Source organism: Streptomyces sp. NPDC059906 (assembly GCF_042730645.1).
In the GTDB taxonomy this organism is placed as follows: domain Bacteria; phylum Actinomycetota; class Actinomycetes; order Streptomycetales; family Streptomycetaceae; genus Streptomyces; species Streptomyces rubrogriseus.
Window position 1 is genome coordinate 25,694 of the sequence record NZ_JBHWKU010000048.1, and the last position, 12,722, is coordinate 38,415.

The 12,722-nt window shown below is 66.7% G+C and carries 7 protein-coding genes; 1 reads left to right on the forward strand and 6 read right to left on the reverse strand.

What is annotated here, in order from left to right; all coding sequences use genetic code 11:
- The first annotated feature begins 296 nt into the window (after positions 1–296).
- Complete coding sequence (locus ACFV9J_RS38250; RefSeq protein WP_385362477.1) at positions 297–1,094, forward strand: IS5 family transposase; 798 nt, start codon at positions 297–299, stop codon at positions 1,092–1,094.
- 758 nt (positions 1,095–1,852) lie between these two features.
- Here ACFV9J_RS38250 and ACFV9J_RS38255 read toward each other — a convergent pair.
- From ACFV9J_RS38255 to ACFV9J_RS38280, 6 genes are read right to left on the reverse strand one after another with little or no spacing between them, the layout of a single operon-like run.
- Positions 1,853–2,920 (reverse strand): branched-chain amino acid aminotransferase, encoded by a 1,068-nt coding sequence (locus tag ACFV9J_RS38255; protein WP_385362479.1) that lies wholly within the window; start codon positions 2,918–2,920, stop codon positions 1,853–1,855.
- Positions 2,921–2,924: 4 nt separating this feature from the next.
- Entirely contained in the window at positions 2,925–3,296 is a 372-nt protein-coding gene (locus ACFV9J_RS38260; protein WP_385362481.1) for a nuclear transport factor 2 family protein, read from the reverse strand.
- 29 nt (positions 3,297–3,325) lie between these two features.
- Positions 3,326–4,534: a cytochrome P450 gene (locus tag ACFV9J_RS38265; RefSeq protein WP_385362483.1), complete on the reverse strand. Its 1,209-nt coding sequence runs from the start codon at positions 4,532–4,534 to the stop codon at positions 3,326–3,328.
- Positions 4,531–5,307, reverse strand: a complete 777-nt coding sequence (locus tag ACFV9J_RS38270) for a thioesterase II family protein (protein ID WP_385362485.1) — start codon at positions 5,305–5,307, stop codon at positions 4,531–4,533. Before ACFV9J_RS38270 ends, ACFV9J_RS38265 begins: the two co-directional genes overlap by 4 nt.
- On the reverse strand, positions 5,304–6,314 hold the full coding sequence (locus ACFV9J_RS38275) for a M28 family peptidase (protein WP_385362487.1): 1,011 nt from the start codon (positions 6,312–6,314) through the stop codon (positions 5,304–5,306). The genes ACFV9J_RS38270 and ACFV9J_RS38275 overlap by 4 nt, the downstream gene beginning before the upstream one ends.
- Positions 6,315–6,316: 2 nt before the next feature.
- Complete coding sequence (locus ACFV9J_RS38280) at positions 6,317–12,427, reverse strand: amino acid adenylation domain-containing protein (RefSeq protein ID WP_385362489.1); 6,111 nt, start codon at positions 12,425–12,427, stop codon at positions 6,317–6,319.
- Between the last annotated feature and the right edge of the window lie 295 nt (positions 12,428–12,722).

The window sequence follows — 12,722 nt, forward strand, 5'->3', positions numbered from 1 at the left end:
GAACGCAGTCCGCCGGCGATTCGCTCGACAGTCGTGAGGGCTGTGACGGATGTGGTACCCCGGGCGATCTGGCTGACCCGCTCGGCTTTCAGCGCGCACGCTTCGGCGATCCGGTTGAAGGAGATCCCCACGTCGTGGGCCATGGCGAACACCGTGGGGAAGTCCCGCTCACGCAGTGCCCGGACGAACGCAGGGTCGGTCAGCAGACGGTGCGGCACTTGAGAGCGTCTGATCTGGGTAGTTGGTGTTCTGGGATGATTTTGTGACGGGCGGCGTTAGCGGTCGTTGCACCGGGTGTGAATCCTCGTCGTCCGTACCGCAGTGATGTGTCTGATGCCCGCTGGGCTCTGATTGAGCAGGTCTTCACGGACTGGAGGGCGAAACGGACCGGACCGGGCACGGCAGCCCGGGTCCACGAACTGCGGGAGATCGTCAACGCCATCCTGTACGTCAACCGCACCGGCATCCCGTGGGAATACCTGCCGCACGGCTTCCCGCCGTACAAGACCGTCTACGACTACTACGCGAAGTGGGAAACCGACGGCACCACCCAGCAGGTCCACGATCTGTTACGCGACAGGACCCGCCAGTCTCATGGCCGCAGTGTGCAGCCCACTGCGGCCGTGGTGGACGCGCAGAGCGTGAAGACCTCGGCAAATGTCGCCGAGACCAGTCAGGGCATCGACGCCGGCAAGAAGATCAAAGGACGCAAGCGGCACGTGATCACCGACACGCTCGGCTTGGTCCTGGCTGTCCTGGTGGCCGCAGCGCATCCCGGCGTGCCCAAGGTCTGGGCCGACGGCGGTTACCAGAACAGTATCTTCAACCACGGCGCCCGGCTGGGCATCGACGTCGAGGTGGTACAGAGGCCACGGACAAAGGGGTTCGAGCCGCTGCCGAAGCGGTGGGTGATCGAGCGGACCTTCGGCTGGCTGATGCAGCACCGCCGTCTCGCGCGGGATTACGAAGCACTCCCCGAGAGGTCGAGGGCAATGATCCACTGGGCGATGGCTAACAAAATGGCCCGCGAACTGACCGGAGAATCCACACCAACGTGGCGAATCGAAACAGACATCCCGCCCACATCTGCGTGAATGTTGATCAGATGCTCTCTAAGACGTCCGATCCACTCGCCCGCCGCCCGGTCTGCTCGAGGGGCGAGGGTCGCAGCATGCCGGGTGGTCGACGCCGCGGAGCGAATAGAGCATCATCTCCAGATGCATAGTCCCACTCTGCATATTCTGGAACGGTGAGAGCCGGGAGCTGCTACCAGATCGTCACCGCTGGCTGATCAGTTCACGCACCACGCGATCCGCTTTGCCGGCGGGCCTGTCCACCCTCCTGCAACGCGGATGGAGTTCATCAGTGACCCCTCGACACAGCCGACCTGAGGGCGCCGAGAAGAGGCTGGAAGAGGCCGTCAGGGCGGCAAAGCGGCAACGTGACAAAGCTGTCCGGCAGGCTGAGACGACCTTCTGGACCGAGATCGCCGAACTCAAGCAGTCCTACAGGGGAGCCCAGACAAGCCCAGACCGACATCGCGTCCGTTCTCGGAGTCACCCGTGATGCGATCTTCAAATCCGTCAACAAGTACGCCGGCGATGGCCGAGTTCCAGAAGACGAGTAGTCGGCCATCCCTCAGGATGCCTGAGCACGCCTCTGGCCCACGTCGGTTCAACTGCCCGCCGCGAACACGCGGCCGCCAGTGTCCCGGAGGCCTGAGACGGACCGGGTCCAGCTGCTCGAGCGGATCCGGCCGCGGCTTGGAGGCCAGAAACACAAAGAGGCCCGTGCCCCGCGACATCGCGGGACACGGGCCTCAGCGTTCTACGAGTCGGTCAGGTCTCCCGCCCTACGGCGTCGGCACGTGCAGAAGCCATCCGTGCGGATCAGGCGCCCTGCCGTAGTAGGTATCGACCAGAACTTGACGGAGCCGCTCGGTCACCGGGCCCGGCCCGCCGGTTCCGACCTTCCACGAGGTGTCGTCGGTGTGCACCTCACCGACCGGGGAGACCACGGCTGCGGTGCCGCAGGCGAAGACCTCCGTGATTTCGCCACTCTCACAACCTTGCCGCAGCGCGTCCAGGGTGATCGGCTCATCGGCGATCTCGAGGCCGAGATCGGTCGCGAGTGTCAGAAGTGAGGCACGGGTCACCCCTGCGAGCAGGGTGCCGGTCAGCGGTGGGGTCATCACCCTGGCCGACGGGCCGCTGCCACGCACGTAGAACAGGTTCATGCCGCCCAACTCCTCGACCCAGCGGTGTTCGCGGGAGTCGAGCCACAGAACCTGCTGGCAGCCATGCTCAGCCGCTTCGGCCTGGGCCAGCAGCGTCGCACCATAGTTGCCCGCGCACTTGGCAGCGCCTGTGCCGTTGGGGATCGCGCGTGCGTACTCGCGGCTGGCCCACACGGAGACCGCAGGGGCGGACGGGTCGAAGAACGAGCCTGCACGGAAGGCCATCGTCACGAAGCGGTAGCTGCGGGCAGGGCGCAGGGCGAGATTCGCCTCGGAGGCGAACATCAGCGGTCGCAGGTAGAGGCTCTGCCCCTCGGCCTCGGGGACGCTCTCCCAGTCGGCCGTGACCAGAGTGCGCACGGCGTTCACGAAGCTGTCCACCGGCAGTTCCGGCATCGCGAGACGGCGAGCGGATGCGGCGAACCGGCGGCCGTGCTCGTCCGGACGGAAGACCGCGACGCGGCCGTCCTGCTGCCGGTAGGCCTTCAGGCCCTCGAAGACCACCTGCCCGTAGTGCAGACCCACCGTGGCGGGGTCCACCACCAGTGGGCCGTACGGCTCCAGCGCGAGCTCGCTCCAGCCGTTCTCGTCCGACCATGTACCGCTGACGAGATGAGGGGTGAAGTGCTGTCCGAACCCGAGCGCATCAGCGGCATCGGCGGCAGCAGAATCTGTGGTCGTCACGGGCTCACACCATCGGAGCGAAGAAGTAGGTGTTGCGGGTCTCGAAGAGCAGGTCCTCGTCCATCTGGAAGAAGTCGGCGAAGCGCAGGTCGACCTCGCTGCCGTCTTTCAACCTTCCACGAAACTCGCCCTCGACAGCCACGTCACGGCGGCCGACGACGAGTCGCGTGATCGTGTGGCATCCGGAGCCGACAACCCGCTGGGTGCCGTAGAAGGCATCAAGTCCATCGCGGCCGACAATGGGGTCGTATCCCGGGCGCATGTATACGGCGTCCCGGGCGAACAGCCCGACGACTCCCGCCGTATCGCCCTCATCCACCAGCGCGTAGTAGCGGTGCACCCGGTGTGCGAGCTCCTCCGACTTGGGTGAATACATGGAACTTTTCCCTTCTGATCCGTGGGCACTCAGCGCTTTACGCGGACAGGGAGCCGGCTGACACCTGTGAGGAAGCTTGACCTCAGACGCTCGACCGGTCCGGCGAGCTCCAGGTGCGCGATCTGGGTGCGCAATTCCTCCAGCATCACGCGCAGTTCGATGCGGGCCAGTGGGCCGCCAAGACAGAAGTGCGGACCATGGCCCAGCGTCAGGTGCTTGTTCGGCTTACGGGCGATGTCAAAGCGATAGGGGTCGGCGAAGACGTCCTCGTCGCGGTTGGCCGAGACGTTCCACAGCGTGACGATGTCTCCAGCCTGGATCTCGCAGTCGCGGATCGTGATGTCGGTTTTCGCGGTGCGGCCGATGTGCGTCGCGGGGGTGGTCCAGCGCAGGACTTCTTCGACAGCAGAGTCCAGCAGGTCTTCCTCCTGCCTGAGCCTCTGCCATGCGTCCGGGTGCTCGATCAGGGCGAGTGCCGCACCCGCCGAGGAGAGCCGGGTCGTCTCATCCCCGCCGATGATGATGTTGTAGCAGTTCAGCAGCACCTCTGCGTCGCTGAGCCGGGTCCCGTTGACCTCCTGAGTGGCCAGCAGGCTGACGATGTCGGCGCCGGGTGCCTTGCGTCGTTGCGGCAGCAGGCCTGCGTAGTAGAAGAGGATGTCGCGCTGTGCGGCCGCCGCATCGGCGGCGGCAGCCGCCGATCCGTCCGCGCCCATGGCGGCCATGGTCAGGTCGAGCATCTTCGTCCGGTCGGCCTCGGGTACGTCGAGCAACTCGCAGATGGCGATCAGTGGGATCTGCGCGGCGACGTCCTCGGCGAAGTCACCACCGCCGGCGTCGGCAAGCGAGGAGACCAAGTGCCGGGTGGCCACCCGGACGCTGTCGACGATGGTCGCCATGGCCCGTGCGGAGAAACCGCCCTGCAGAATGCGCCGTACCTCACTGTGGCGCGGCGGGTCGGTGACGACCAGCATCTTGCCCCCGGCGGAATCGCCACCGGTGAGCAGTGTGCCTAGCATGTTGCCCTGAGCGGAGCTGAGCTGGGCGGTGTTCCGGTAGATGGCGGCGATGTCCTGGTACCGGGTGACCACCCAGAACCCGGGAGCGCCGTCCTGTGCCTCGACCCAGCAGACCGGGTGCTCGACGCGCAACGTGCGCCAGGCCTCGCAGGCGTCCGGGTCGGGGTGCACAGCCGGGTCAATGAGGGCGAACGGAATGGTGTGACGCAAGGCACTCACGAGTGTTCCTCCCTTTCCTGGAGCTGGGGACGGTGGGAAGCGAGTGCGGCGCCCACATGCCGAAGGACAGCGGGTTCACACTGGTGCAGGAAGAAGTGGTCGCCGGGAAAAGCGGCACGAGCCACAGGACCAGTGGACCGGGTATGCCACCCCTCCAGGTCCGCCGTTGACACGGCGTCGTCCAGCCGCCCGGACAGTACGTCCAAGGGGCAGCCGACTGCGGTGCGGGGGTCCGGGCGGTAGGTCTCGGCCAGTCGGAAGTCACAACGCAGCACCGGCAGATAGAGCTCCAGCAGTTCGGGCGCCTCGAAGAACTCCCGCGGAGTGGCCCCGAGTCCGCGCAGCAGCACGAGGAACTCCTCGTCGGGAAGGTGATGGCGACGCGGTCTGGAGATGTCCGGTGCGACGCATCCGGAGGCGAACAGCCGGGCGGGCGGCCGACCGGAATCGGTCATTCGGACAGCCAGCTCGAAAGCGATAAGAGCGCCGAGGCTGTGTCCGAATATCGCCACCTCGCCCTCGGGGAGCGCGCATACCGCCGTGGCGAGGCCGTCGGCGACCTCCTCGATGCTCTCCGGCAGCGGCTGGGCGGCGTTGCGCCCTCGCCCTGGGAGCTGGGCGAGGTGCACCTTGACGCCGGGCAGACCGTCCGGCCAGTTCCAGAAGGACCGTACGCTGCCGCCGGCGTAGGGCACGCACACCAGGTGCGGAGCTTGTGCCGGTGCGTGCGGGGCGGGAGCCGAGTACAGGGCACTGAACCGGGAGCCGGTCATGAAGACGCCTCGCCGGCCAGCTGCACGGCGGTGGTGGCCACGGCCGCTGTGATCTTGCGCAGATGCGTGAGGTCAAGGGTCTCCACCGTGTCCGAGGGACGGTGGTAGTGGCTGCTGCGGAAGTTGGCGGTGTCGGTCAGCTGAATTGCAGGGAGGCCCTCCTGCCAGAATGCCGCGTGATCACTGCGCGCCAGGTGTTTCAGCGAGGGCATCAGCCGCCGCAGTACGGGCCCGGTGACCGGGCGGTCCAGTGGATCCCGTAGGGCGATGACAGAGTCCCGTCCCGCGACCGCCCGCAGTTCGCCGCGAAGCACCTCCATGGGACCGGCGGCAGAGCCGCGGTAGATCGCGGCGGTCCAGTCGGCGCGGCGCCGCCGCAGCCGGATCCTGCCGGTCTGGCGGGGGAAGAGCAGACCGAAGCCGAACGGTATGCGCTGGCTGCGGGGAGCAGGGTTGGCATAGCCAATGGATTCAAGAATCAGTGCGCAGTCGATACGGTGCTGCCGCGCCAGCTCGGGGACGAGCTGGGGCGAGCCGAGGACGCCGAGTTCCTCCATGTCGAAGGCCGCGAGAATCACCGTCTTGTGCAGGCTCACCGGGGCGAGCAGGCGGGCGATTTCGACAAGAGCGGCAAGGGCGGCCCCGTTGTCACAGGCGCCTGGGCTGTCGCGGACGGTGTCGTGATGAGCGCCGATCACCAGCGCGCCGTCGCCCATGCCCGCCTTTACCGCCACCAGGTTGACGCCCTCGACGTCTTGGTAGACGGTCGCCGCGAAGTCATCGAAGTCCTCTATTCCCTGTGCCTGTTGGAGAGAGAACGGGAGCGCCGACACGCACCACCCTGCCTTGCGCCACGCCTCGGTCAGCAGCAGATCGGTGTCGGCCATCGCCTGCGGGTGGTGAATCCTGCTGCGTGGGCCAGGCAGGCTCACGAGCGTCTCCCACAGCCTGGCCGAGCTCGCTTCCTCCCGGATACGCCGGATGTGTCGTGTCGACTGGTCGGGCACGGTCAGTCCCTCCCGCTCTCGGCAGCGGCGGGAGTCCAGGCAACCCGGTCGGGGTCGGTGGTGACCGCCCGCAGCAGATGGAGATAGAGGTCGGCCAGCCTCTCCACCGTGACGGCGTCGAACAGTGAGGTGTTGTACTCCACGCTGCCCTGCAGACCGCCCTCGCCGTCCTCTCGGAGGATCAACGCGAGATCGAGGATGGATGAGGTCCGAGCCGTGCGCAGCCGGGTCAGAGTCACCTCCGGAGTGAGTTCGAGGAGCGCGCCGGGGGCATTCTGGTAGGCAAACATCACCTGGTATATGGGGCTACGGCCAGGGTCGCGGGGCGGCTTCAAGGCCTCGACGAGACGTTCGAACGTGACGTCCTGGTGGGCGTAGCCGTCCAGACAGGTCTGACGGACCCGACGGATCAGCTCGCGGAAGACCGGCTTCCCCGACAGGTCGGTTCGCAGCGCCAGAGTGCTGGCAAAGTAGCCGATCAGTGACTCTGTTTCAGGATGGGTGCGGCCCGCGACCGGGGTGCCGACCACGAGGTCCTCCTGACCGCCGAGCATGTTCAGCAAGCTGTAGAAGGCTGCCAGGGACACCATGAAGGCGGTCGCGTCCTCCTCGCGACCGAGCGCCTCGACCCGTGCGACCAGGGGTGCGTCGATCTCGAAGGTAGTGGTGGCACCGGCGAAACTCATCTGTTCCGGGCGGGGCCGGTCGGTGGGGAGGGCCGAAGGCGCTACGCCGTCCAGTTGCTTGCGCCAGTAGGCCAGCTGAGGATCGATCTCCGGACTACTCAGCTGCTCGTGCTGCCAGGCTGCGAAGTCTGCGAACTGAAGTGGGGCAGCCTCCAGTTTGGGTGATTTGCCCTCGACAATCCCCGCGTAGGCGACGGCCAACTCCCTCGTGAAGACGCTCAGTGACCATCCATCGGCCACAATGTGATGGGTCGTCACTAGCAGAACGTGCTCCTGCTCGCCGAGGCGCAGTAGCCGGGTGCGCAGCAGCGGACCGCGGGTCAGATCGAATGGCCGCCGCCCCTCAGCCTGTACGAGCCGCTCAACGGTGGCTTGGCCGGCGCCCGGTAGCTCCACGACGGAAAGGGACGTGCCGGAGTCAGGCGTAACCACGGTGCGCAGCTCCCCGTTGTCAGTCGTAGCGAAGCTCGTGCGCAGGGCCTCGTGACGGCCGCTCACGAACCTGAGAGCGCCCTCCAGGGCCGCAACATCCAACGGACCGTCGATACGGAAGGCGGCGGGGAGGTTGTAAGCCACTCCCCCCGCGGGGTCGAGCTGGTCGAGGAACCACAGCTGCTGCTGTCCCGAGGAGGCCGGCAGAACGTATTTCCCCTCGTCGGGGCGTGGCAGCAGCGGGATGGGGGAGAGGGCCTGTGCCACCTCGTTCCCACGCCGCTCCAACTCCTCGGCCAGGGAAGCCACCGTCTGGTGGTTGAAGAGCAGCCGAACCGCAACGGGCTTGATGAGCCGTTCACGCAGGCGTCCGGCGACCCGTGTCGCCATCAGCGAATGCCCGCCCAAGTCGAAGAAGTTGTCGTGGACGGAGACCTCCTCCATGCCGAGTACCTCGGCCCAGGCTCCGGCGATGGTCAGTTCGAGCGGCGACCGCGGCGCCACCCGCACGGCGGATGCTTCCGGGACCCGCTCCGCGCCGGCCGGGCCGCGCGTGATGACCAGCGGCTCGACGAAGGCGGTCAGTGCGGAGAGGGGGGTGTCCGGATGGGTGGCCAGTGCCTTGAGAACCTCCGGCAGCTGCTGGGCCACCCGCGCCGCGGTAGCCGGGGCGAAGTGGTCGAGAGCGTATTTCAGTGTTCCGACCAGCCCGCCGTGTCCTCCGACCGCGGTCTCTCGGAAGGCGAACTGCAGGGCGAACTTGGTGACCCGCAGAGGAAGTTCCTCGGTCGTCGCCTCCACCCCGGGCAGGCTCACATGCGCGGGGGGGTTGTTGTCATAGGAGAGCATCACTTGGAAGAGCGGGTGCCGTGCAGCGGAGCGAGGCGGGCGAAGCGCTTCCACCAGTTGCTCGAAGGGGAGGTCCTGGTGCGCATAGGCGGACAGGTTCGCCTGGCGGATGCGGCTCAGCAGGTCCCGCGGCGTCGGGTTACCGGAGACATCGGTGCGTAGCACCAGCGTGTTGACAAAGTAGCCGACCAGCCCCTCCAGAGCGGCTTCGGTACGTCCGGCGACCGGAACCCCCAGCGGGATGTCGTCCCCCGCTCCAAGGCTGGAGAGGAGCGCCGCCACGGCCGCCTGCAGCACCATGAAGCGGGTGGCCTCGCAGCCGTCGGCGAGTGCGGCGAGCTGCTCCCAGGTATCCACATCGACGGAAATTTCCTCGTGGGCGCCGAGGTGGCTGGGCAGCTCGCCGCCGGAGACCTCCGCGTGCGGCAGCGCCAGTTCCACTGGGATGCCGCTGAGTGCCTCTGTCCAGTAGGCCAGTTGAGTGGCCGCCACTGTGTCGCTGCCGGTGAGCGCCCGTTGCCACAGAGCGTAGTCGGCGTACTGCAGGGGCAGCGGCGGCCAGTCAGGTGCACGGCCGAGGCACCGGGCAGCGTAGGCGACGGAAAGGTCGTGCCCCAGAATCGACATCGACCAACCGTCGCCCGCGATATGGTGCAAAACGATAGCAAGGACGTGCTGCTCGGAGTTCAGTTCGAACAGCCAGGCTCGCAGCGGCAGGTCCGTGAAGGGGTTGAAGACGTGATGGGCGGCGGCGTCCAGCCGCCAGGCCAGCTCCTCCCCGGTCACGGCGGCTCGGGTGAGCACGGTGTGCCCAGCAGGGCTGCCGAGGATGTTCTGGCACAGCTCTTCGCCGATGGTGCCGAAGACGGTGCGCAGGGACTCGTGCCGGGCCACTACGTCGGCGAAGGCCGCTTCAAGCGCCTCCTGATCCACGGCACCGCGCAGTCGGATGGCGATGGGAATGTTGTACAGGGGGCTGGGGCCCTCCAACTCGTGGGTGAAGAGCAGTCGCTGCTGGGCGAAGGAAACGGGCAGCCTGTCCGGTCGCCGCTCGACGGCGCGCAGCGGGGGGCGGTGGTCGGAACCGTCCGATACCCGGGCAGCCAGTGCTTCGACGGTTGGTGCCTCGAAGATCGTGCGAAGCGGCACGTCCACTCCGAGCGTGTCACGGACAGCGCTGATCAGCCGCGTCGCGAGTAGCGAATGGCCGCCGAGCAGGAAGAAGTCGTCCCGGACACCAATCTCCGGTACGGAGAGCACTCGGGCGAACAGACCGCACAGTACCGACTCCAGTTCTGAGCGCGGTGCTACGGCCGAGGAGGTGTACTGCGGTGCAGGCAGGCGGTGTCGGTCCAGTTTGCCGTTGGCTGTCAGCGGCATCCGGTCGAGGACCACAACGGCGGAGGGGACCATGTAGGCGGGCAGCAGCGAGGCCGCATGCCGGCTCAGCTCACCGGCGTCGAGCGGATCGAGCCCGCACACATAGGCCACGAGGCGCTTGTCGCCTGGGAGATCCTCGCGTGCGACGACGGCGGCCTGCTGGACGCTGGGGTGCTGGACAAGGGCCCCTTCCACTTCCTCGAGTTCGATACGGAAGCCGCGCAGCTTGACCTGCTGGTCTATCCGGCCGAGGAACTCCAGCGTGCCGTCGGAGCGCCACCGCACCAGGTCGCCACTGCGGTAGAGCCGTGCATCCGGTTCGGTGGCGAAAGGGTCTCGGACGAAGCGTTCCGCAGTGAGTTCCGGACGGTTCAGGTAGCCACGCGCCACCCCCGCGCCGCCAAGGTAAAGCTCTCCCGGAGCGCCGGGTGGTACCGGGCTCATACGGGCGTCCAACACCCAGGCGGTGGTATTACCGATGGGCCGCCCGATGGGCACCGAGTTGCGGTCGAGGTCCGTGGCGGTGATGCGGTGGCTGGTGGCGAAGGTAGTGGCTTCTGTGGGGCCGTAACCGTTGATCAGCGTTATGCCGGGAAAGCGTTCCAAGATTTTGGCACACTGGGCAGGCGGCACGACGTCGCCACCGGCCAGTAGTTGGCGTACCCCGGAAAGATCCACGCCGGCATCCGCCACCTGCACGAACAAACCTGCAGTGAGCCACATGGTGGTGACGCCGAGTCGTTTTACCCAATCCGCCAGTTCTTGCGCGGACAGCTGGTGCGCGGGCGGCACCGCGACGCTACCACCGTTCGTGAGCGGGCCCCAGATCTCGAAGACGGAGACGTCGAAGGCCAGCGAGCAGTAGAGCAGTACGCGTTCGCCCTGCAGGTCGGCATAGGTGGGGGAAGTCACCAGGCGGATGACGTTGCGGTGTTCCACCATGACGCCCTTGGGGCGCCCGGTCGTCCCGGAGGTGTAGAGCACGTACATCAGGTCGTCGGGATTGGGCTGCTCCTGGGGCGCCGGTCCGGAGGTGTCCACGCCGGGGGCGGCCGTTGCGTCGAACAGGAGGAGGTCTCGGTCTGAGTCCGCGAATCTGCCGGCGAGCGAGGTCTGCACCGCTACCAGGGATATCTCGGCGTCGTCCAGCATGAATGCGATGCGGTCCGCCGGAAAGGAGGGGTCGATGGGTACGTACGCGGCTCCTGCCTTCATGATTCCCAGCTGAGCGACGATGACGTCGAGGGACCGCTCGGCACACAGCGCCACCCGCGTGCCGCGGGTGACTCCGGCGGCGGCCAACCTTGCGGCCAAGCGGTCCGCGTCCTGGACGAGTTCGCGGTAGCTGAGTCGCCGTGTGCCGTCGGTGAGTGCCGTCGCTTCGGGCTGCTCCTGCGCGAAGGCGTCGACGAGCTCCGGCACTGACACGTCCGGCAGTGCGCAGCGCGGCCCGGCGGACCAACTGCTCAGGGTACGTCGGACGATGTCTGGCACGACCGCCAGCTGGGACAGCGGTGTGCTTGGGGCGCGCACCGCGTCTTCCAGGAGGGCGAGGAAACCATCGGCGAACGCGCGGGCGGTGGCGGTGTCGTGCAGCGCGGGAGAGAAGATCAGCCTGCCGCTTAGCGACTCGCCGTCCCAGAACTCGAGTTCGAGGTCGTAACGGGTGGCGAGCGTGGGCACGGGGGCCGGTTTCAGGAGGAGACCAGGCAGCGTGTCCAGGGGAACCGGGAAGTTCTGGAATACGAGCGCGGCCTGAAAGATGGGGGTGCGGCCCAGGTCCGCCGCAGAACTGATGCTCTCGACCAGAGAGGGGAAGGGGACCCAGCGGTGGGCCGAGACCTCGCGCGCCTGGTCGCGGGTGGCTTCGAGGAAGTCGAGGAACGTGCGATCGGGGTCCACCGAACCGCGGTAGGGGAGCATGTCGGCGTACATGCCAATGACGTTGCGGTTGTCGCGGTGGCGGCCCGCATGCGGGGCACCAATGGTGATGTCAGTCTGTCCGGTGAACCGGTGGAGCATGGTCTGGAACGCCGCCATGACAACCACGAACGGTGTGGCTTTGGCCCGGCGGGCGAGTGCACGGAGGGATGTTGTGAGCTCCCGGGTGAGCTCCAGCGGTACCCAGTCGGCTGCCATGTCCCGGTCGTGGGTACGGGGCCTGTCCGTCGGCAACTGCAATGGGGAGATGTCCCGCAGCTGCGTCCGCCACCAGGCCAGGTCTTGCGGGTCGGGTTCGGCCGGGAGATGTTCCAGGAAAGACGGGGCACAGATGCCGAGTGCGCCTTCGCCCTTGCCGGTGTTCTCTCCGTAGAGGGCGCCCAGTTCGCTCATCACGAGGGTGAGCGAGGATCCATCGCAGACTACGTGGTGCGCCGCGAAAGTGAGCAGGTGGCGGCCCGTCCGCACGCGGGTGAGGGCGATGCGGGCCAACGGTGCTCTGGTGAGGTCGAACGGCTGCCGTATGAACTCATCGCTGTGAGCGAGTGCCTCGGACTCCACTACGCAACTGTGCTCCTGGAGTTGCAGCGAGGACTCGCCGAGTACGTGTACGGGTCCGTCTTCCTCGACGACAACAGCAACCCTGAGCGCCGTGTGCCGCCTGCCGAACTCCTCGACGGCCGCGCAGAGCGCTGCACTCTCAAGCGGCCCCTCGACCCAGGCGCGGAAACCGATGTTGTTGACGCCGGCGCCTGGATACAGGTTTTCCAGGTACCAGATACCACGTTGCTGCGGTTGCAGCGGCCAAGTCGTTTCATGCTGCACTGACTCTGCTCGCACTGTTGCGTTCATTCGCGATCCACGCATTGCGGGCGCCCCATCACGATAATTTTGGTAAATGCCTGAAAGATGAGCTCCCACTAAATAGGCTGCGCCTTTTACGGGCTTTGCCCAAATATTTCATCGGGAGTGTTCGGCAGAGGCCCCGTGAACTCGGAGACACCGTGTCACGCCCAGACTGCTCTCTGCAATGTGAACTGGGTCACACTTTCGCGTTCTTGAAACGCTGCGAGCTCCGTGTTTGGCTGTCTCGGTGCTGATCGATCACGACTAATGCAGT

Coding starts and splice junctions, on each gene's coding strand:
- ACFV9J_RS38260 (WP_385362481.1), bottom strand. CDS start 3,296: ATGTATTCACCCAAGTCGGAGGAGCTCGCACACCGGGTGCACCGCTAC.
- ACFV9J_RS38270 (WP_385362485.1), bottom strand. CDS start 5,307: ATGACCGGCTCCCGGTTCAGTGCCCTGTACTCGGCTCCCGCCCCGCAC.